The following is a 21,301-nucleotide window of genomic DNA, read 5'->3' as shown; positions in this document are numbered from 1 at the left end:
TACTTTACTGATAGTTAATCTCATTTAGAATGCATCTATTGCTTATATTAATGGATGAATCATGTCATATTTACTTTCTATCACCCTACTTTGGGCGTTCTCTTTTAGCTTAATCGGCGTGTACTTAGCAGGCCAAGTTGATGCTTGGTTCTCTGTTTTGATGCGTATTGGGTTAGCAACAGTCGTTTTTCTTCCTTTTTTACGCCCTAAACAAGTGCCACTGCCTATCGCGATTAAACTAATGGCGATTGGAGCAATTCAGCTCGGCTTGATGTATGTGTTTTATTACCAATCTTTTCTCTATCTCACCGTTCCAGAAGTTTTATTATTTACGGTGATGACGCCTATTTATATCACGCTATTAAATGATGCTTTTGAAGGTAAATTTCATCCTCACTTTATGATCAGCGCAGTTATTGCCACCCTTGGTGCCGTAGCCATTCGCTACAATGGTATCGATTCAGGATTTCTATTAGGCTTTGCAACCGTTCAGGCGGCCAATCTTTGTTTTGCTACTGGCCAAGTTTGCTATAAGAGGCTAATGAAAGATCAACAAATTGAGCAAAAGACCGTATTTGGATTCTTCTTTATTGGTGCCTTGATCGTCGCTTGTGTTTGTTACGCCCTGTTTGGTAATAGCGAAAAACTCCCGACAACAACAACTCAATGGGGTGTGTTGGTTTATTTAGGCACTATAGCTTCTGGGATTGGTTATTTCATGTGGAATAAAGGGGCAACGTTGGTCAATGTCGGTGTATTAGCGGTAATGAATAATCTATTGATCCCTGCGGGCATTCTTGTAAATCTATTAATTTGGAATCGTGATGCGGATATCTTACGTTTAAGTCTGGGCGGCGGATTGATTCTTATTGCTTTAATCGTCAACCAACAATTAGAAAAAAAACGTAACCAATAACCAACTTTGGTTCGATGTAAAATGGGCATTACTTCTTAATCATAGATGATGCCCTATGTTTGCCTTATTTTCCTGATATAAATTGCTATAAACTGTCTTATTCCCCTCTCTTTCTTCTATAATTTCAAGCCAATATTCATTGATTCACTTTCTTTAAATTACCGTCGTTATTGATGAGTAAATTTTATCCTTACAAGAAAAATTGCTCGTTTTACTTGCTTTCTTTTTAGCCTCATAGTCGCGGAAAATCTACTTCCTATTCATAACTCTGAGGCACTGCGGTGAACACAACTACATCAACTCAATCACAAGCTGGTCTACTGACCCCTGTGGTTGCTCTTTCTTTATTTGCTATAGCATCAGGATACCTAATGAGTCTTATCCCATTGATGTTAAGTCAGTACGGAATGGAGGCAAAATATGCCAGTTGGTTAGCCAGTGCTTTCTATGCCGGTTTACTTGTTGGGGCAGGACTTATCGAACCTTTTGTGGCTCGTCTTGGCCATAAAAATGCTTTTGTTCTCTTTTTAGGCTTATTAGCGGTAACGATCATCATTCTACCTGCAGCTCCTGTGGAATGGGTATGGATGACGGTTCGTTTTATTGCTGGTATTGCTGTAGCTGGCGTATTTGTTGTCGTTGAATCTTGGTTATTAATTGGCGATGCTGAAAGTCGTCCAAAACGCCTTGGTTTATATATGGGTGCACTTTATGGTGGTTCATCTCTAGGACAGCTAGGAATTGGCTTTATCGGTATTGACGGATTACTTCCTTATTACATGATCATTGGCTTAATCATGATGGCAATTGCTTGCCTAGTATTTGGGAAAGGTGTTCAACCACAAATCCAACACCACAATGTATTAAACCTAAAACAAATCCTAAAATTAAACAAAGCTTCTATCATGGGCTGTGTTGTTTCTGGTCTTTTACTTGGCGCCGTTTATGGATTAATGCCTCTAGAACTAAAACACAGAAACATCAATATCACTCAAATTGGTAGCTTAATGGCACTGGTTGTTCTTGGTGGCATGGCCGTTCAACCTCTTGTGTCTTACTTATCTAAGCATTTAGGCAAAACCTTGTTAATGGCGTTATTTTGTGTGCTAGGTGTATTTGCAATTGGTTTAACCACATTAAGTGATAGCACTGCGGTCTTAGCGACTGCATTGGTATTATTAGGTATGGCTGCGTTTGCGTTATATCCAATTGCCATTTCTTTAGGCTGCGATACGCTAGATGAGTCTTACATTGTATCTGCAACACAAGTTATGTTATTTAGTTACAGTATTGGCTCTGTATGTGGCCCAGTACTCGCAAATACCTTAATGAATACTGCTGAAGGCTTAATGAGCTACTTATTTGCTATTTTGCTAGCAACAGCAATTTATATGTTACTAGCAAGTTTGCGTCAACATCGACCAATGGTCGCTGGAGAGTAATTAGTTCTATCTTGTATTAACATTAGGTTCTTAGGGTTCATAGCGATACAATACACCCTAAGAATTCTTTATGAGTAATTACAATGGAAGATGCACAATACGTTGTTGAATGGGGCGAAACAATCACCCTTAATTTTGAAGGTGCCCTAATTGTTTCGGCTTATCATACTTGTCCAGAAGAAGGCGATGAAATTGATCTTGAGTTTGGTGAAGGTTGGTTCCAAGGTCCTGATGACGAAGAATACCGTATCGAATTACAAATGGCGCCCTTCCATCCTTATGATGAAGATCCTGTCCGCCTAGCAAACATCACGATTAATGGTGAGATTGTGAAAATTCTAGAAATTGCTGAAACCATCGATGGTGAGTTTTTTATTGAACCAAGCGACAGCGATTACTAAGTTAGTATCTATTTATATAAAGCGCATTCAACATAATGCGCTTTTTTATTACTATAAAAACCTATTCCCACCATTAATATTCATTTAATGACAATGAGCCTATTATTCGAATGAATCCACACATGATGTTAATTATTTAATCGCTTTTCCATCGATAAATGAGGAATATCCGCTTCAATAAACTCTTCACCGTAGGGTTGAAAACCTAATTTAGTATAGAAGTCGATAGCGTGCTTTTGAGAGCCTAAATACACTCGATCATAGCCCTTTTCTATTGCTTCATCTATTAATGACAGTACAATTTTAGAGCCTAAGCCTTTTGCACGAAACTCTTTAATAATTGCAATGCGACCAATATGACCATCGTCTAAAATTCGTCCAGTACCCACCGCTTTACCATCAAATAAAACAAGTGCATGCACTGCCACCTCATCTAACCCATCAAACTCAATCTCCGGGTCTATTTGTTGCTCTTTAATAAAGACCGTATCACGAACTTCACGAATGGCATTTTTATTATCACCTAGATATTCAACATTTTTAACTTCAAACATGGAATTACTCGCTATCATTATCTTCTGATAAATTAGACATCAGTTTGTTCAGCCTTGCTAAGTCAATCGCACTTGAACGTACCGTCAGTTTAATATGGCTGTATTCATATTCTTCTTTAACGACACTCATGCTTGAACGAATTTCACCAATGATACCTTTTGCGGTATAAGGAACAATGATGTCTTCCTCAATCATTTCATGTTGAGAAACGTCAACGATATACTTATGCAGTTCCGCAATATCAAGAGGATTTCGAGTTGATGTCATCATCGCATCGGGAAATTCTTCCATTAACTCTTCTTGTTGCTCAACCGTCAATTGATCTGACTTATTAAGCACAAGTAGCTTCTTAACGTCTTCTACGCCTACTTCTTTTAATACTTCATGCACAACATCAAGTTGTGTGCGGAAAGACGCATCAGACGCATCTACAACATACAACAATAATGAAGCATCATGTGCTTCCGCTAGTGTTGAGTGGAATGATGCAACCAAATCGTGAGGTAGTTTTTTAATAAACCCAACAGTATCTGATACTAAAATACGAGGCTGAGTAACTGGATATAGTGCACGTACAGTAGTATCAAGGGTGGCAAAAAGTTTGTCTTCTACTAGTACTTCACTCCCTGTAAGCGCTCGCATCATGGATGATTTGCCGGCATTGGTATATCCAACTAAAGCAACACAGAAAAGCTCTGAACGCTGTTTACGGCGGCCCTTCAGCTCACTTTGAACACTTTCTAACTCTCGACGTAATTCAGCTAATTGATCTCGCACTTTACGGCGATCTAATTCTAGATCTGTTTCACCTGCGCCTTTACCCATTTGGCGTTCGTTATCACCAATGGTAGATTCTCTTAATCGTGGAGCTACATAATTAAGGCGAGCCATTTCAACTTGTAATCGAGCGGTTCGAGTACGAGCGTGGCGACTGAATATTTCAATGATGATACCGGTGCGGTCAAAGACTTTTACACCTAATTGGTTTTCTACATTACGTAACTGTGACGGGCTTAAATCGCAGTCAAAAACCACCACATCAGCACAACCAAAAGGTAAATTTTCCGACGGGACATCACCAAAGTCTGTTTCATCAAAGAAGTCTTCAGTGTCTGCGTCATCATTTTCGCCTTGATTACCCGTAATGTGCGCGATTTCAGCCAGTTTACCTGCACCCAATACATTCACTCGTTGGGTTGAGCTTTGTTTTTGTGATTGTGTACCAACAACTTTAAATCCTAAAGTTGTCACTAATCGTCCAAGCTCTGCAAGGGATTCTTTTGCTTCATCACCTTTGAATTGCGGTGTGCAAATAGAAATAAGTAACGCGTGGTTAAGTGATGGTTTCTCTGTTAATTTCATGGTTTTTATCTTAGTGAGCCGAAACCCAAACCTAATTATTATCTAAAGTTACCTTGATCCTACGCTGTTCTGGATAAGCTTTATAGCGAAATAAAAAACTAAATACATATATTACTTTAATTAGTGATAAATCATCGGTATATCACTGCAATGAAAACAGTCTTATCGATCATTTAACACTACCAAGGTAATTGTTCTCCGTTATAAGCCAAAAATGAACCACTCTTTTGCGGTGTACTTGATTCTATCAAACCGATCAGATCATGTGCGACCCTCTCTGGAGTAAATAATTTCCCTTTAGGGACATTCCTATGGAAAGGTTCAGATAATGCGGTATCTGTCGTTCCAGGATGAAGGGCTAATACCACCCCTTCTCTTATCATTCTCTGCCATTCAATTGACATGGTTTTGATGAACATATTTAAAGCGGCCTTTGATACTCTGTAACTGTACCATCCACCCAATTGATTATCTGAAATACTACCAACCTTAGCTGAAATAACCGCAAACTTAGGTTTATCTGCCCGTTTCAATTTTGGTGTAAAGTACTTTGCTAATAATAAGGTAGGCAGCGTATTAATGGTCATCATCTGTTGAAAAAACGCCTCATCTATTGCACTAAGATTTTTCTCTGGCCCTTTATCTGGAGTATGTAGCATGCCAACACAATTAATAACCCAATCAATATCATCGAATCGCTCACTCAATGATTTCACGTCTTCATTACTGCTCGCATCAATTTTGTGCCAAACCACTCGTGCATGGTGCCACTGTGGCTTAGTTTGTCGGTAAGTTGCATGGACCTGAGCATCAGAAAATCTGGTAAGACTCTCTTGCAGCATCGCGAACCCAATTCCTCCATTTCCCCCAACAATCAAGATTTTCATCACATCCCCTCACATGAGTTACGCCAAATTCACAATACTATTTTAAGCAACTGTTTTTATTGCAACTCGAGGATCCCGTTAACCAGTATGAAACGCGATAACGATTTTTGGCAAAACGAAGATAACACCAATCCGCAACTGGCTTGATAGCAGGCCAACGTAATGGAGCATAGAGCCAACCTTTCCCTACTAAACTCCACGCTTTATACGTTACATCTAATCCAAGAAAGAGCTCACCATTTGCATTTAACCCATGCAAAACGGTGTTTGCAGCGTTAGCGTCAATTTGCGGATAAGCAGAAAACTCTTCGCTATAGATATCAATTGTTTTAATCTTTTGTTTATTATCTTGCGCAATAAGTGCATTCATCTCTTTGACACACAACGGGCAAGTTCCATCATAAAAAATCGTTAACTGATACATACCATTCTCTATTTTTTGAATATTACGAAATTCTACGTTATTCGCTGCTTTTTAGATCAAAATAAAAGATTAATGTTTGAAAAGTATTTATTGCGAGGAAGTATAAACAAAGGTTTCTAGGGGCTTAAAACGAAAAAACCCCAGCATTTCTGCTAGGGTTTCAAATGTGGTGGTGAGTGAGAGATTCGAACTCTCGGTACGTTGCCATACACACACTTTCCAGGCGTGCTCCTTCAGCCACTCGGACAACTCACCAAATTGTTGTTCTTTTCGAGACAACGAGCGCTAATTTAATGATTTAGCAGGGAATGGTCAAGGCCTTTCTTTCATTCGCCTTCCTGTTTGCTCTATTTTCACTCTTCTTGGTCGGAATATAAGCATTAAAGCCTACATATTAGGCTTTAACCACCGTCACTAGCCTCTTGTTTCTACTCTTTTTCTGAAGATAACGATATGCAGAAACTGTCGATATACCAATCAAACCAATTAAACTTAGGATTTACATTATCTAATCTAAAAATTTAAAGATGAAAAGCCAACAAAAAGTTGCTGGCTTTAAAAGTTAGATACCGAACTCATTAATGTGCTTTTCGGGTATATCCAGGAACTTTAAACGCTTTACGACAAGCATCAAGGAAATAGCCATAGAAAACACCCATCACGCACGAAACAACGGCATTACTTGAAACGGCAGTAATAATTTGATCTGTACTAGCCCCTACCGTAAATAAAATTGCAGCATAAGCTGGAGACTGAAATAAGACGTATGCAGTTAAGTCTGAAAGATTTTTCATGAAAGAGGCTGACGATACTCGAGAGCCTTGACGCAACATAAAATCCCGAAACACACCATAAGGCCATGCGATAGCAATATTCACTGGTATAGATAAGGTTCGAGAAGCTAATGATTGCTCAAATGTCATCCCAGAAACTAACATTTCAATAAACATGCCCGTAATAAAACAAAAAATCACCATTGCAAATGTATCAGCCGCAGCATTGCGAATACTAAATGGCCCTTTTCTAGACATTTCAGTCCATCTCCAAAAAAATATAAGGTTAATAACACTAGTTAAGTTTTAAATTACAGTCATACGAACTACAACAACCCAATGTAGCAGTAATTATCACTATTAAAACACAACTTAATTAGAATTAGATCTCGAAGTTAACACGATGTAGTAAATTTACAGCTAATTTTTAATTTAAAATCAGTTTAATCAGCTACTTGTTAGAATTCGTAATTAACTTTCACAAAAAAATAACTTAATTGATGACTAAAAATTAAGGCAATATTTCTGTTCAGACAATGTTAAAAGTTCTTGATACAATAGTGGAAACTTTGAATGAAATGAGAACATTATGTCTTTATCACTTACGGCAATTCTTTCAAACCCTGAATTAGAAAACAAACTACTTACTGAAGCGCAAACGCAAGGATTTGTTGCTGCGATGGCAGCAGCTCCAAACCTTATTAACCCAAATGAATGGTTAGCTTTTTTATGGGGTGGAGAAGAAGTATCTCCTTTCACCACCGCTGAAGAATTAGAAGCATATGCTAATGCTGTTGTTAATTTATGGAATGACTACCGCGAAGGTTTCCTTGCTGGTAAATGGCAATGGCCTGAAGCTTGTCAACTTGATGACGAAGAAATTATAACTACGCATACTCGCCAGTTTTCTGAAGGTTTATTACAAGGTTGGCAATTAACTCGTGATGATTGGGAAACATTAATGCCTGAAGAGAGTGAAAATAACGCTCTACTTGGTGGTGTATTATTATCAATAAGTATGCTTTTTGATCCAGAAACAGCACTAAATACACTAAAAGAACAAGGCATTGAAGGCTTGGATGAATTTGTAGAAATCTACAATGCCGTTCCTATGATGCTTTGTGGTTTAACTATGCGTGGTTATGAGCTTGCAGAAGCCGAAGCAAACAGAGAAGCGTAATATATAAACCTAGAGATCGAAATAAGAGTAATAATGAAAATGGCGTCCTATGCGGTCGCCATTTTTGTTACATGCACTTTCATATTAACTGACTAAATCTTTCGTCATTGGCGCTAAATGGTAATTATTATTTCCATTTTCAACGTATTATTCTCTCAATCAAATGACTTCTACCCTGGTTCGGATGCCACTTACGTTGGATACTAAAATGACAATCAATGATTTTAAACACTCTGATTTCTATCACATATTAAAAGTTGCTAAAGAGTTAAGTCTTTCTATCTCACAGTTCGTAATAAGATCATGCTTAAATATTTTTAAAGGGATTGTTTGGGCAAGTAAGAAAACGTATAGCTATGTGATGAGTTAATAATATAAATACTGTATGCATCACGTTACCTTATAAAAATAACGCGGTGCATCTTATAAGATAAGAATTGAATTAACGGTGATTATCTGATTGATTTAATCGACTGCTCACTAGGCTTGCAACCATTATCGCAAGATAAAAACTTCCAGTAAGTGACTCAAGAAAAACAAAAAACTTAGGTATAGGTAGTACAGGAGAAATATCACCATACCCCACCGTTGTTAGTGTTATAAAACTAAAATAAATAACTTCAAAGAGGTTATCAATCCAAGCTTTATCTTCAATCCCATAGAATGACTGCGGAAAAAGCTCTATTTGAATAAGATAAATAATTGCCCACGACACCCCAAGTAAAAGATAAACACAAACCGAACCTACAATCTGATTTCGGCTAACATAATCAGTTAACATAACTTGTTTTAATGCTGCGTAAGTATGAGAGAGTAGAAAAAATAACAGCGCTATTAACGTCACTAATGACAAATCATAACCTTCAAAAAATGAAAAGGCTCCTGAAATACCAGCAAGAGTTAATAGAAACCCATACCAGCTACGATAAAAGGTTTGTTTATGATTTACACCGACAATTGAAAGTGCTAAGCAGGCAATGATCAGAGCCAAAATCATCTTTTGCCCCTCTTCAAATAATTGTTGCATCATTGCGCTAGTAAATAACAAGCCTAATAAAGCAAAAAATAAGAAGTAAAAATTGTCATCTCTTGACACTTTCTTCATCTTTAATCCTCTTTTGCTTCACTGTCTAACCAAACCGTAAATAGCTGATACGTTAAACTCAGAACAACTGCGCCAACAAATAAACCTACAATACCTGACATTGCCATCCCTCCTAATGCTCCTAATAAAATAACCAGCATTGGAATATCAGAACCACGGCTTAATAACATTGGTTTTAATACTGCATCACTACCACTGACAATAATGCACCAAATAAGAAAAATAACCGCCGTTGTCGTTGTATCTACACTGAACACGTAAAAAATTACCGGAAGTAAAGCCAAGATGGGAGGAAGTTGAATTATAGCCACAAGCATAACAAGCAGCATCCATAAACCAAGCGCAGGAACGCCAACAAAAGCCATTCCTATACCTGCCATAATTGATTGTATGAGAGCAACACCAATTACGCCTTGTACAACCCCTCTAACTGTCGTTTTCGACAGTGTGGTTAATGCTTCGCCATGTTCACCCGTTAATCTGTCCGCGATTAAAATAAATGCACGTTCACATTTATCTGCATTTGCCATGAAAGCACCTGCGATAATAGTTGAGATTATAAATTGAATGAATCCACCACCAAGTGACCCGACAAGTGAAGCTAGCTTGCTTACAATCGCTTTAACTTCCTCTCCATACTTCAAAAATACACTTTCTAAATTAGATGATGCTTGAATACCAAATGCATACGCTTTTTCACCAATAACGGGCCAATCAGCCATGCTTGCATCCGGCTTAGGAATAGAAATGGTTCCATCTTGATAACCCGTAATTAACTCCGACCCACTAGTATACAACCCTGTAGAAATAGCAATCAGTGGGATAAGTAAAAGCACAACGCCAATAAACGCCAACCCTCCACTCATTTTACCTTTACTAAATCCAAATTTCTTATTCCCCCACACTACGACTGGATATAAAGCCGTGGCGATAATTCCACCCCATACAACAAGTAAAATAAAAGGTCGTAATATGGAAAAACACCAATAAACTAAAATCACAATCGCTGCAATTTTAATAAATGCATCGATAGCCTGTTTCGAAAAGTCAGTTTCAAATTTCATAAACATACCTTGTTATTTACATGCACACTTAAGCCTGCATATTTAAAAATTTCCAATAACGAGTTTCTAAGAAAAAAGAAACTACTATCATATAAATTCCAATTAAAAATAATTGAAATATGCGTATCAACATATTGCTATCAATATCACCTGAGCTCATTAAAGTACTGCCTAACAAGACAAGTACCGTGCTAAATGCGGTTGCATATATTGGTGCTTTATCTGGTTTAGTGTAAATTTGTGTTGCCATAATGATAGCCACAAATGAAATAAACAAAGTGTAAAACGCAATGTTTGGCACAAGACTTAAAATAGAAAAAACGCCTATCGCTAATAATCCACCAATGCTATTACTAATAATTAAAAATGCACTTAACTTAACGGACTTTTCACCCGTGATCATTAGTGATAATAAAGCAATAAACATCATAGTTAATAATGCTTCAGATATTTGAAAAATAAAGAAAAAACAAACAACAGGAAAAGAAATAATCATCGCTCTAAAAGCCGCATGCCATCGTTGTTGTTTTGATAATGGAGAAGGTTGATAACCTGAGAACGTTGATTCTGGCTCAGGGAAGTAAATATGAACAAAAGCAAAAATCAGTACTGCAACAACCCCTGAACTGCTTAATCCTGTCGCTAAAAAGACAGAGACTCCAGGATTTGATATCGCCATAAAAGGCAACATTAATACAGCAATAATCAATATTGTTGCAAACAAATTCCACTTAGGGTCAGTAAATAAATAATAGCCCCATAACATCATTAACCCGATAATAATTAACATTGGGATTGGGTATTGAGTAATACCGTTTGCTAAAAACAATCCGAGCGCGATAGTCATTACCATTGCGACCATTAGTTCATAAATGGTTTCTTTGTTTAATTCTGGTTTATCTACTAAAAATTTAGCGACAAATACAGGCGCAACAAAAGCAAGTGGCCAATCAATCCAAGCGGCCAAAAATACAGCTAAGCCAACACCAACGGTATATCGAATTATCTTCGTTTGAATTCGAGTATTCTCGATAAGGCTATCGGACATAAGACATCAAGCTCACGAAACGGATCCACAACTTACCAATAGTATTGAAAACAATATTATCACCACTATAAACAATCACATCAGCTTGCCCGCCAATACGTAATAATCCTGTGGTTTGTGAATGTTCAAATTCAATAGCTATCGGTAGCATTTGAGTTTGGCGAAGCCAGCCAGTTTGATTATTGGCTTGTGCTAATTTCCCAGCTTGATTGTTTTGTCCCCAATCAACGCCCCAATCAACGCTAGAAACCGTTCCTTTAATCACCTTTCCTGGCGCAAAATCAAGTGCGATATCAACTTCATCGCCCACTTTAATATTGCCTAAACTGTTCTCACGAAAATAAGCTTCAATCCATATACTTTCTGTTGATACAAAGGTCATGATCGGTTGACCAGCAGAGGCATAGAAACCTTCAGAAAGACTAAAATTAGAGACTCCTCCTGCAGTAGGTGCTTTTACTTCTGTTCGCTCTAAATTAATTTGAGCTTGTTCTAAAGCTAACAATGCCGCTTTAATTTGACTATTGTCTTCACCATCTGCACCCAGTTGGCTTTTCGACTTTTCAAGATCGGCTCGGGCGTTAGCCACATTCGCTCGTGCTGTTGCTATCGTTGCACGAGCCTGATCAGCATCTGATTGAGAAACGACACCTCTTTCAGCCATTTCAAGAATCCGTGCTGACTGTAATTTCACATTTTCTAATTCAACGTTTGCACTCGTTAACCTTGCCTGTGAAGACGCAATCGTTGCAGTTTGTGCCCCTACATTTTGTCCTGCTATTTCTAAGCTTTGTTCTGCTTGTTTTACTGCAATTTGATAATCAACTGGGTTTAATTTAGCAAGCACATCTCCTTGCTTAACTAATTGATTAGGCTGTACTAAAATATCAAGAACCTGTCCAGATACTTGGGGTTTAATTGGGACAACATAACCTTTTACTCTGGCATTATCTGTTAATGGAATCACTCGATCTGAAATAATGCTAAACAATAATAAAACAGAGACCGTAATTAATAAGTAATTCGTAATTTTTCGAACTTTATTTACTTTTTTAGGCGCTTCAACTGCTTGTTCTACTTCATTTTCTTTTTTATTCACGTCTATTTTTTCCGTCATAATTTAACCTACTACTAATTGATTCCATTCATATATATGTATAGTTGTTTTTTGAGATAAATCGAGTAATGCTTGTCAAAATTCACTTATTATTTAATAGTTTATTTATATAAAACTTTATAACGACGGGAATACCCTTACGCATTAAATTTGGGGGTTGTGTCGCAAAGAGAATATAAAAACAAATATATCAGGCTAGATAGGATGAAAACTTACCATTTTGCGCCAATAATTAATCTTACAAGTAAATGTGCAATAAAAAGGATCGCTATCTATGCAGAAAATAGCCTCAAAACCATTACCAATGATCCGCACTGGATATACAAAGATTCTTTTAGACGTGTTTTCAAAGCATGGTATCAACGTACAAGAACTATTAAATGATTCAGGCTTACCACCAGACTTATTTGAAACAGATAAAGATTATTTACCAGTAGAACCGGTTAAACGCCTTGTATATCTACTGTCTTCACAGGTTGGTGTAAATAGTTTTAGTGAATTATTACGCACTGCATTTCGTCAAAGAATAATACCTCAGATACTTAAACAATTTGATAGCACCGTAACCGTAAAGGAAGCACTCGAAAAAGTGAACATCATATTCAACCATGATTCGCCAGGCAGCGAGATTACTTTTGAAAATGAATATGATAAATACTGGCTCTGCCGCTCTGCCTCTTATGAAGATACGATTTATTTTATTTGGGGCGAAGTTTTTGCAGTCTTATATATTATTGAACTCATTCAAGCATTAACAAAATCAGATTGGTTTCCCGAACAAGTAAAGATACAACACGTTGATGATGAGATAATTCGTTCAGCACTAAATCAAAAAACACAATTTTTTATATCTCAAAGTAAAAGTGCATTATTGATTGATGAAAAAATTCTTAACTCTACCGTTAAATTTATTCCATCAGACACTAAACATAAAGAACCACTCGTTGAGTGGCATTCTAGCTTCAGTGATAGTGTTTTCACCTCATTACTTCCTTATGTTCGGGAGCACTCTTTAAATATTAAGCAAGCCGCTAAGTTATTACAAATGACACCAAGGACTTTCCAACGTCGACTAAAAGAAGAACGAACGTCATTTAGGCAGCTAAAAGAAAGTCTTACCTTATCAATATCATGTGAATTAATGGAAGAAGGTCACTCATTGACCCATATATCAAGCCAACTTGGTTATAATAATATTTCTCATTTTTCACGAGCATTTAAACGCATTAGTGGGTTAACACCAAAAATATATAAAAAGTCTATTTTGGGACTGGTGGAATGAATTTACCATTATACGCCAATCAATTTTCTTTCACTTTTAATTTAAATAATATTTAGGCAATATAATAAACATAAAAACATTACATCAATTTAATTAGCAATCAGGAATTATTATGAGCTCAGTAGAAAAAGAATATGGTTTTAATACTCCTCAACGTTTATTTGTCGGCTATACACTAGCAGTTCTTGTTGATTTAACAGTATTGAATTTTTTTGACGAATATTGGGATTTTGTAAACATAGAATCATTTACTATATCATTCGCTGCTGCGATTTTATTGCAGTTATTATTGAAGTTATCGATCAATGCAGAACACCGAATTGCAGATTACTTTAAAAATAAACCAGGTACAGCACCAAAAATATACCGAGGGTTAAGTAGCTATGTGATTTTAGTTGGCAGTAAGTTTATTATGTTAGAAGCTATTAATATTCTATTTGGTGACAAGGTATCGTTTGATGGTCCATTGAATGGTGTAGTGGCTTTCTTCGCTGTAGTGTTTACTATCTTAATTGCAGAAATCACCGTATCTAAAATTTACTTTGCTTTGAGTGAGAAAGAAAAATAATTAAAACCTTTATAAAATAAGAATGCTTAATAAATAAAAATGGCGACCACATAGAGGTCGCCATTTTTTATCAAATCGTTTATTCAATTACTTATTTGCGTTTAGCTGCTCCGCAAAATCTAACATACGATTTAGTGGAATAAGTGATTTTACGCGGATCTCTTCATCAACGAAAATTTCATGATCTGCACCACCTTCATTTAAGGCTTTCTCAATCGCAACAAGACCATTCATCGCCATCCAAGGGCAATGCGCACAACTACGGCAAGTTGCACCAGCACCAGCAGTTGGCGCTTCTAATAACTCTTTGTCTGGCACCATTTGTTGCATCTTAAAAAAGATACCTTTATCAGTTGCCACTATCATTTTTTGTTGCGGTAATTCTTTAGCAGCTTTAATTAATTGGCTAGTAGAACCAACCGCATCAGCTAACTCAACCACACTGGCTGGTGACTCAGGGTGAACTAATACCGCAGCATCAGGATGAAGTGCCTTTGCGTCTTTTAATGCTTTTGCTGAGAACTCATCATGAACAATACATTCGCCCTGCCATAACAGCATATCAGCGCCTGTTTTATTCGCAATGTACGAACCTAAATGGCGGTCTGGTCCCCAGATGATTTTTTTATCTTCATCATCAAGATGTTCAACAATTTCAAGAGCAATACTTGACGTTACTACCCAATCAGCACGGGCTTTCACTGCTGCTGATGTATTCGCATATACAACAACAGTATGATCAGGGTGAGCATCACAGAACTCAGTAAACTTGTCAGCAGGACAGCCTAAATCCAGAGAACATTCAGCTTCTAATGTTGGCATTAAGATGGTTTTTTCAGGCGTTAGAATTTTTGCAGACTCCCCCATAAAGCGAACACCAGCAATCACTAATGTTTGTGCCTCATGACGGTTACCAAACTTAGCCATTTCTAATGAATCACCAACAAAACCACCCGTTTCTTCAGCCAATGCTTGAATTTCAGGATCGGTATAGTAGTGAGCAATTAGTACCGCATTTTTATCATTCAGTAACTGCTTAATTTTAGCTATGTATTGTGCTTTTTCATCAGCACTTAGCTTCGTAGGTTTTGGTGGAAAAGGATATACCGTGTCGACGTGATCTAAAATATGGCCCATTGCTCAGCTCATTAATTTTTAAAAATAATCTGAGCATTATACCCCTTATGGTATAAGCGGCAAGACAGTGGTAATAAAAAAGGAGCTCATGAGCTCCTTTTTACATTGGATTTATAACGACTTCAACTGCTTATCCGCTGTTTTAGCGGTGGTGCTATCAGGGTACTCTTTCAGTACTTTTTGATAGTATTTAGTTGCAGCTGCATTGTTATTGTTACGTTTAGCAAGCTCACCTAATTTCAATAACGCATCTGCGCGTTTATTAGAGTCAGAGTAGCTTACTACCTTTGCAAAACTCTTAGCGGCTTCAATATCGTTCTTTTGCGCAAAATAAAGCTGACCTAGCCAATAATGTGCATTCGAGTTGTAAACCGAATCAGGATAGGCAGCAACAAAATCTTGGAATGCTTTAGTTGCACCTGCATAATCTTTTTTCTTTAAAATCAAATCTACCGCGTTTTGATATGCTTCATTTTCGTTAGTATCAGTAGCATATGCACCTGAAGATGAAGCGTCTGTAGCATCGGTCGGTGTTGCTACAGGAACTGGCTTTGCTGTTCTCAGTGTGTCGATTTCAATATACAACTGACGTTGGCGCTCTAGCATTTGTTCAAGGTCGTAAGTATTACGTTCAACCATTCCACGCATCTCTGATAATTCTTCAGATAAACCATCAAGTTGTTGTTGAAGTTGGAGTTGAATTTGGTTACGACTTTGAATTAAGCGTTCTAAACGCTCAATACTTGAAGAAGATGCAGGAGTAGAAGAAGTCGAAGTCGCATTTAAATCAGTGACTGGAGCAGGAGCGGCGACCACAAGGGTCGCCGCACTCGCCAGCAACGTAAGCGGAATTAATCGCTTAAGGTTACTGTATTTCATATAAGTCTGCCTTATAAACTGTCGATTAGTATACTAATACTGCGCGACGGTTTTTAGCGTAATCTTCAGCAGATTGACCTAATACTAGAGGCTTCTCTTCACCGTAGCTTACGATAGAGATTTGATCAGCTGAAACACCTAGAGCTTGTAGGTATTTAGAAACTGCTTTAGCACGGCGCTCGCCTAGTGCGATGTTGTACTCAGGAGTACCACGCTCATCAGCATGACCTTCTACTGTTACTTTAACGTCTGCATTAGCACTTAAGAAAGCCGCGTGAGCTGCAAGCATATCTTCGTATTCAGAAGAGATTGTTGAGTTATCAAACGCGAAGTAAACAGTTTGAACTTTACGAAGCTCTTGCTCTGCTTGAGCACGAACTTCTTCTTCTGTCATTTGAGCATCAGCGTCGATAGCTGAAACAACTGTTGTATCAGTTTGGCCTTCAGCGCCAGTTGTTTGAGTTTCTGCAGCATTTGTTGATTCTTGGCCAGCAGTACTGTCAGTTGCGCTGTCGCTAGAACTACAAGCAGAAAGAGCAACCACAGGCAGCGCGATTAAAAGACTCTTAAGAAGTTTATTTAGTTGCATTATATTTTCCTTATTTCCTAAATATTTAGTAGCTATAAAAATGGCGACCACGCTGGTGCCCTTACACGTCCGTTTGTCGCTGGTAAGCGAGCTTTGAAACGGCCATCTATAGAAACCATTGAAAGTACATTCTGTTTTCTATAAATGGAACTGTAAATCACCATGCCGCCATTAGGCGCAATACTCGGTGACTCATCCAGTAGTGTCTTAGTTAAGACCTGAACGGCACCTGTTTCTAAATCTTGTTTCGCTAGATTAAATCCAGTCTCTGAGCGATTAACCATAACAATAAATTTACCGTCTGGAGTAATCTGCCCACCAAGATTTTGACTGCCTTGCCAGGTTAAACGTTTTGTTAAACCGTCTTCTAAATTTACTCTATAAATCTGAGGTTTACCACCCCGATCTGAAGTAAATATTAAAGACTTGTTATCAGGAGCCCAAAAAGGTTCTGTATTATTTGATCTTCCGCGAGTTATTTGACGCATTTTCTTCGTCTGTAAATTGACGATATAAACCTGCAAACTCCCAGTTTTTGATAATACTATCGCAAGCTCTTTGCCATCATGTGAGAAGCGAGGGGCTCCATTATGACGAGGATAAGAAGCGATTAGTTCTCTCTTACCCGTATAGATATTCATAATGAATACTTGTGATTTTCTATTTTCAAAACTCACATAAGCCAATCTCTTACCATTAGGAGACCACGCTGGAGACATAATTGGTTGTTTAGATTTCAATACCAAACGTTCATTATAACCATCATAATCTGCGATTCTTAACTGGTATGGATATTGTGCTTTATCACTCACCACAACATAGGCAATACGAGTTAAAAAAGCCCCTCTCTCACCGGTTAATTTCTCATAGACTACATCAGAAATACGGTGTGCGTATTTACGAAGTTGCTTAGTTGATAATGTCGCGACTTTATTAACAAGAATATGGTCTTTCGTTGAAACCAGTTCACCTGCGTTATTTAATGCCTTTGAGTTACCTTTTGTTAATTGACCTCTTACAACGTCAATTAACTTATAAGTTACTTCATATTTACCTTGAGCATTAAGCTTCACTTCACCGGTAACAATCGCGTCTACCCCCATTTTCGTCCAAGCTTCGTAATTAATATCCGAATCTTTATATGGTGTTTGTGGCATTTTATTGGTAACGACTGGACTAAACTTACCACTGCGCTGCAAATCAGATGAAATGATAGCGGAAATATCTTGTGGTAACTTGCCTTCGCCATGCCATTTAAAAGGCACAATACCTATTGGTCTTGCTGAATCAACACCTTCAGTAATGACAAGTTCTAATTCTGCTCTTGCGATCTGACTAAAACTTAAACAGACGACAAAGAGAGTTAATATCCATCGTTTAAACACTTATTCTTCCTTATTATAGTACTACCTTAAGGTTGATATTTGTTAGTTTAGTAACAACATCACCGTCAGTTGGCATTGGGAATACATTGACTTTTGTTGCAGCCGTTTTCGTCGCACGACATACTTGAGCATCACCACTAAGAGTAGTTACATTTAATAACAAACCTGTTGATGATAATTTTATTCTTACGTTACAAGCTTTACCTATATAGGCCTGATCTGTTAATAAATTCTGCTTGATCATCTGAGTATAAATAGCGCCATATCGATTAACTTCATCATCAATATGCTGTTGTTTCGCAGAGCTATTTTGAACCGTTTCATCTTCTAAACCCGCAAAAATATCATTCAACGCGGCTTCTTTTTGTTTACGCTCAGCTTCTGCTTTTATTGCTCGTTCTTTATCTTTACGCGCTTTTTCTGCTGCGGCTTTCGCTTTTGCAACTCGTTCAGCTTCAGCCTTCGCTTTTTTATCAGCGTCTGCTTTAGCCGCTTTTTCTTTGGCTATTTTTTCTTTAGCCAAACGTTCTTTTTCTGCTTTAGCTGCTCGTTCTTTATCTACTCTGGCTTTTTCTGCTGACGCTTTCGCCGCTTTTTCTTTATCTGCTTTTACTTTAGCAACTCTTGCGGCTTCAACCTTAGCAGCAGTCTCTGCTTTACGTTTTCGGTCATTTTCAGCTACGGCTGCTTTTTTTCTGTCATCTTCTGCTTTACGAGCTGCTTTTTTCTCTTTGACTTGCTGCTCTTTAAGTTTACGAATTCGATCTTCTTCGGCTTTACGATTTTTTTCCAATTGATCCGATTGTTGTTTTAATCGTTTTAATCGCTCGTTCTCTGCACGTTCCGCTCTGTCTCTTTCTTGACGAATTTGCGAAGCTTGTTTTGCAATCGTGTTCGGGTCGATAACAACCGCTTGAATGGTATTAGGTTGTTTTTTTTCATCCATAGAAAAATCACTACCCAAAAGCAATGCAGCAACGAGTAGCAAATGCAATACGACAGAAACAATGATGGCAAAAGTGTAATTATTATCCGATTTCATCAATGATTATTCACTCTATTCCTTGAGATCGGTAAGTAATCCAACTTTACTTACCCCTGCACGGCTTAGTTCATCAAGCACTAGAACTATCTCTGAATATGGCGTGCTAGCATCACCACCAACCGCAACGGGTGAATTTGGTTTAATACTCAATTCAGCTTTAACGTTAGTGATCATTTCTTGCATAGACATTGGACGACGCACTTCTTGATTATCCACACTTAAACCAAGATTACCGTCTTTATCAACTTCAACTATGATAAACGTGGCATTTGGGTCTTCCCCTGCCATTGCTTGTGCTGATTTAGTATTCGTCATCTCTGGAAGTTCAACATCAACACCCTGAGTTACAAACGGAGCGGTTACCATAAAGATAATTAGTAGTACTAACATGACATCAATATATGGAACGACATTAATCTCAGCTGTTAATTTTCTTTTCTTCGGTTGATAGCCAGACATTACTTCTCCTGACTTGTCATTGCTTGTCGGTGTAAAATACTTGTAAATTCATCCATAAATGCAGCATAGTTATGTTCAAGCTTACCTACTTTCACACTTAAACGGTTATATGCAATTACCGCTGGAATTGCAGCAAACAAGCCCATTGCTGTAGCAACGAGAGCTTCTGCAATACCTGGAGCAACCATCGCTAGCGTTGCTTGTTTCACTGCACCTAACGCAATGAATGCATGCATGATGCCCCATACCGTACCAAACAAACCAATGTATGGTGTAATTGAACCTACGGTTGCTAAAAATGGTAAATTTGTTTCAAGACTGTCAACTTCACGAGATACAGTGACACGCATTGAACGAATTGAACCATCCATCACCGCTTCTGATGACGAGCCATTTACACGAGATAAACGAGAAAACTCATTAAAACCTGAGTAAAAAATCTTCTCGGTTCCACTAATTCTCTCTTTACGTACTTTAACTTCATTAAATAATTGAGCTAAGTCCATTCCTGACCAAAATTTGTCTTCAAAACGCTCTGCATCACTCCTAGCAACCGCTAATACTTTTGAGCGTTTAAAAATCATTGCCCATGACATTACAGATAAGCTCAATAAAATAAGCATCACGATCTTAACTAATAAACTAGCTTGTAAAAATAGATCGAGAATTGATAGTTCACCTGTCACAAGATATCTCCGATAGTATAAATAATGGTATCGCTGTTGGTTTCATTTTAGCGTTATCAATACAGGCTACCTTAACTGTAGCTTTGCACAATACTTTCCCTTCAAAATTAACCAATAACTGACAAAAGGTCAGTGATACCCTTTTAATTTCTGTTATGAATGTTTCAACAATAAGTTGCTCATCTAGGCGAGCCCCTTGAATGAAGTCCATCGTTACATTTTTAACGACAAATCCTACTGATTTTTCTAATAACACTTTTTGAGAAACACCATGATGACGTAATAATTCTGTACGTGCTCGCTCAAAAAATTTAAGGTAATTGGAATGATAAACAACGCCACCGGCATCGGTATCTTCATAATAAATGGTTATAGGCCATCTAAATGCGCTTTTATTCACTACAACATTTCTCTTTTTATTGAAAAATAATAGGGTAACTATAACTGATAACTTACTATTTTCACTATATGAAATCTGGATTTTGGAGCTAAATCGTCAAAAAAAAAGCGGTTCATTACTTAAAAAAATAATAAACCGCTTAGTATGATGTTCCAATATACGAATTATATGAGGCGCTTAAAGTTACATAAAATACAGGTAACTAAAGTAGCCTAAAAACAATATTGAAAAATACGGACTAAATAACAACTTCCAAATCCATTTTTGCGGAACAAATCCAACAGCAAAAATGAATGCCGTACAGACCGAATAAATCAAGCTAGGGGCTAACAACCCACCAAAGCCACCAATTTGTTCAGAATATACTGTTGGCTCCCACATTAGCATTGCCATGTGGAAAATAGCCGCCCCAACTAATAATAATCGTACGATAATATTATTGATTGGGCGTTGAACATTGTCTATTTTGTCAGCGAGATTACTCACTGTCTTTGTCCATCATTTCTGAATGCTCTAGCCAAAGAGCATTAATGATTGCAAATGAACATGCTAGTAGCACGCCTAGGATCCATGCAAAATACCACATTGTTATGCTCC

25 protein-coding genes and 1 tRNA gene are annotated in these 21,301 nt (G+C 37.6%); 6 read left to right on the top strand and 20 right to left on the bottom strand.

The genetic code is table 11. The features are described from left to right. The first annotated feature begins 61 nt into the window (after window positions 1-61). The 3 genes from A6E03_RS12420 to A6E03_RS12410 all read left to right on the top strand — a co-directional run bounded on the left by A6E03_RS12420 (window position 62) and on the right by A6E03_RS12410 (window position 2,759). Window positions 62-916 (top strand): carboxylate/amino acid/amine transporter, encoded by an 855-nt coding sequence (locus tag A6E03_RS12420; protein WP_065591586.1) that lies wholly within the window; start codon window positions 62-64, stop codon window positions 914-916. A 281-nt stretch (window positions 917-1,197) separates the two neighbouring features. Next, window positions 1,198-2,358 (top strand): MFS transporter, encoded by a 1,161-nt coding sequence (locus A6E03_RS12415; RefSeq protein ID WP_065600961.1) that lies wholly within the window; start codon window positions 1,198-1,200, stop codon window positions 2,356-2,358. A gap of 83 nt (window positions 2,359-2,441) precedes the next feature. Continuing rightward, window positions 2,442-2,759 carry a hypothetical protein gene (locus A6E03_RS12410; RefSeq protein ID WP_065591584.1) on the top strand — a complete coding sequence of 106 codons (318 nt, stop codon included), beginning with the start codon at window positions 2,442-2,444 and terminating at the stop codon, window positions 2,757-2,759. A 128-nt stretch (window positions 2,760-2,887) separates the two neighbouring features. On the opposite strand, the gene A6E03_RS12405 is transcribed toward A6E03_RS12410, so the two are convergent. From A6E03_RS12405 to A6E03_RS12380, 6 genes are all read right to left on the bottom strand, one after another. Further along, window positions 2,888-3,313, bottom strand: a complete 426-nt coding sequence (locus tag A6E03_RS12405; protein ID WP_065591583.1) for a GNAT family N-acetyltransferase — start codon at window positions 3,311-3,313, stop codon at window positions 2,888-2,890. 4 nt (window positions 3,314-3,317) lie between these two features. After that, the gene (gene hflX / locus A6E03_RS12400) at window positions 3,318-4,676 is read right to left on the bottom strand and encodes a GTPase HflX (protein WP_065591582.1); all 1,359 of its coding nucleotides are present in this window, start codon (window positions 4,674-4,676) and stop codon (window positions 3,318-3,320) included. Window positions 4,677-4,855: 179 nt separating this feature from the next. After that, window positions 4,856-5,563 (bottom strand): SDR family oxidoreductase, encoded by a 708-nt coding sequence (locus A6E03_RS12395; protein WP_065591581.1) that lies wholly within the window; start codon window positions 5,561-5,563, stop codon window positions 4,856-4,858. Between the two features lie 37 nt (window positions 5,564-5,600). Continuing rightward, window positions 5,601-5,987: a thiol-disulfide oxidoreductase DCC family protein gene (locus tag A6E03_RS12390; RefSeq protein ID WP_065591580.1), complete on the bottom strand. Its 387-nt coding sequence runs from the start codon at window positions 5,985-5,987 to the stop codon at window positions 5,601-5,603. 167 nt (window positions 5,988-6,154) lie between these two features. After that, a tRNA-Ser gene (locus A6E03_RS12385) sits at window positions 6,155-6,242 on the bottom strand. Between the two features lie 323 nt (window positions 6,243-6,565). Further along, window positions 6,566-7,018 (bottom strand): L-alanine exporter AlaE, encoded by a 453-nt coding sequence (locus A6E03_RS12380; protein ID WP_065591579.1) that lies wholly within the window; start codon window positions 7,016-7,018, stop codon window positions 6,566-6,568. A 331-nt stretch (window positions 7,019-7,349) separates the two neighbouring features. Between A6E03_RS12380 and A6E03_RS12375 the strand changes: the two genes are divergently transcribed. Beyond that, a complete protein-coding gene (locus tag A6E03_RS12375; protein ID WP_065591578.1) occupies window positions 7,350-7,940 on the top strand; it encodes a UPF0149 family protein in 591 nt (196 codons plus the stop codon). Window positions 7,941-8,382: 442 nt separating this feature from the next. Here A6E03_RS12375 and A6E03_RS12370 read toward each other — a convergent pair whose 3' ends face one another. The 4 genes from A6E03_RS12370 to A6E03_RS12355 are packed head-to-tail and all read right to left on the bottom strand — an operon-like array spanning window position 8,383 to window position 12,274. Next, the gene (locus A6E03_RS12370; RefSeq protein ID WP_065600960.1) at window positions 8,383-9,045 is read right to left on the bottom strand and encodes a potassium channel family protein; all 663 of its coding nucleotides are present in this window, start codon (window positions 9,043-9,045) and stop codon (window positions 8,383-8,385) included. Between the two features lie 2 nt (window positions 9,046-9,047). After that, the gene (locus tag A6E03_RS12365; protein WP_065600959.1) at window positions 9,048-10,109 is read right to left on the bottom strand and encodes an AI-2E family transporter; all 1,062 of its coding nucleotides are present in this window, start codon (window positions 10,107-10,109) and stop codon (window positions 9,048-9,050) included. Window positions 10,110-10,137: 28 nt separating this feature from the next. Further along, window positions 10,138-11,157 carry a DUF2955 domain-containing protein gene (locus A6E03_RS12360; RefSeq protein ID WP_065600958.1) on the bottom strand — a complete coding sequence of 340 codons (1,020 nt, stop codon included), beginning with the start codon at window positions 11,155-11,157 and terminating at the stop codon, window positions 10,138-10,140. Next, the gene (locus A6E03_RS12355; protein WP_065600957.1) at window positions 11,147-12,274 is read right to left on the bottom strand and encodes an HlyD family secretion protein; all 1,128 of its coding nucleotides are present in this window, start codon (window positions 12,272-12,274) and stop codon (window positions 11,147-11,149) included. Before A6E03_RS12355 ends, A6E03_RS12360 begins: the two co-directional genes overlap by 11 nt. Window positions 12,275-12,548: 274 nt before the next feature. Between A6E03_RS12355 and A6E03_RS12350 the strand changes: the two genes are divergently transcribed. Together A6E03_RS12350 and A6E03_RS12345 are read left to right on the top strand one after the other, a co-directional pair. Continuing rightward, the gene (locus A6E03_RS12350) at window positions 12,549-13,556 is read left to right on the top strand and encodes an AraC family transcriptional regulator (RefSeq protein ID WP_065591573.1); all 1,008 of its coding nucleotides are present in this window, start codon (window positions 12,549-12,551) and stop codon (window positions 13,554-13,556) included. A 112-nt stretch (window positions 13,557-13,668) separates the two neighbouring features. Next, a complete protein-coding gene (locus A6E03_RS12345) occupies window positions 13,669-14,124 on the top strand; it encodes a hypothetical protein (protein WP_065591572.1) in 456 nt (151 codons plus the stop codon). Window positions 14,125-14,211: 87 nt separating this feature from the next. Here A6E03_RS12345 and nadA read toward each other — a convergent pair whose 3' ends face one another. The 10 genes from nadA to cydX form a co-directional block, all read right to left on the bottom strand. Further along, window positions 14,212-15,261: a quinolinate synthase NadA gene (gene nadA / locus A6E03_RS12340; protein WP_065600956.1), complete on the bottom strand. Its 1,050-nt coding sequence runs from the start codon at window positions 15,259-15,261 to the stop codon at window positions 14,212-14,214. Window positions 15,262-15,372: 111 nt separating this feature from the next. Next, window positions 15,373-16,140, bottom strand: coding sequence for a tol-pal system protein YbgF (gene ybgF / locus A6E03_RS12335; RefSeq protein WP_065591570.1), 768 nt, complete (start codon window positions 16,138-16,140; stop codon window positions 15,373-15,375). A gap of 25 nt (window positions 16,141-16,165) precedes the next feature. Next, a complete protein-coding gene (pal, locus tag A6E03_RS12330) occupies window positions 16,166-16,729 on the bottom strand; it encodes a peptidoglycan-associated lipoprotein Pal (RefSeq protein ID WP_060990583.1) in 564 nt (187 codons plus the stop codon). 32 nt (window positions 16,730-16,761) lie between these two features. After that, window positions 16,762-18,114 (bottom strand): Tol-Pal system beta propeller repeat protein TolB, encoded by a 1,353-nt coding sequence (gene tolB / locus A6E03_RS12325; protein ID WP_065600955.1) that lies wholly within the window; start codon window positions 18,112-18,114, stop codon window positions 16,762-16,764. A 13-nt stretch (window positions 18,115-18,127) separates the two neighbouring features. After that, window positions 18,128-19,156: a cell envelope integrity protein TolA gene (tolA, locus tag A6E03_RS12320; protein ID WP_065600954.1), complete on the bottom strand. Its 1,029-nt coding sequence runs from the start codon at window positions 19,154-19,156 to the stop codon at window positions 18,128-18,130. Window positions 19,157-19,171: 15 nt separating this feature from the next. Beyond that, window positions 19,172-19,618, bottom strand: a complete 447-nt coding sequence (gene tolR / locus A6E03_RS12315) for a protein TolR (protein WP_060990580.1) — start codon at window positions 19,616-19,618, stop codon at window positions 19,172-19,174. Continuing rightward, the gene (gene tolQ, locus A6E03_RS12310; protein ID WP_065591567.1) at window positions 19,618-20,304 is read right to left on the bottom strand and encodes a protein TolQ; all 687 of its coding nucleotides are present in this window, start codon (window positions 20,302-20,304) and stop codon (window positions 19,618-19,620) included. Before tolQ ends, tolR begins: the two co-directional genes overlap by 1 nt. Continuing rightward, window positions 20,294-20,704 carry a tol-pal system-associated acyl-CoA thioesterase gene (gene ybgC / locus A6E03_RS12305; protein WP_065591566.1) on the bottom strand — a complete coding sequence of 137 codons (411 nt, stop codon included), beginning with the start codon at window positions 20,702-20,704 and terminating at the stop codon, window positions 20,294-20,296. Before ybgC ends, tolQ begins: the two co-directional genes overlap by 11 nt. Window positions 20,705-20,887: 183 nt before the next feature. Continuing rightward, complete coding sequence (locus tag A6E03_RS12300) at window positions 20,888-21,190, bottom strand: cyd operon YbgE family protein (RefSeq protein ID WP_065591565.1); 303 nt, start codon at window positions 21,188-21,190, stop codon at window positions 20,888-20,890. Continuing rightward, window positions 21,183-21,290 (bottom strand): cytochrome bd-I oxidase subunit CydX, encoded by a 108-nt coding sequence (cydX, locus tag A6E03_RS12295; RefSeq protein WP_012550467.1) that lies wholly within the window; start codon window positions 21,288-21,290, stop codon window positions 21,183-21,185. The genes A6E03_RS12300 and cydX overlap by 8 nt, the downstream gene beginning before the upstream one ends. Window positions 21,291-21,301 lie beyond the last annotated feature (11 nt).

Origin of the sequence: Aliivibrio sp. 1S128 (assembly GCF_001691065.1) — a bacterium.
Taxonomy (GTDB): Bacteria; Pseudomonadota; Gammaproteobacteria; order Enterobacterales; family Vibrionaceae; genus Aliivibrio.
This window is presented reverse-complemented; position numbering and strand designations above follow the sequence as displayed.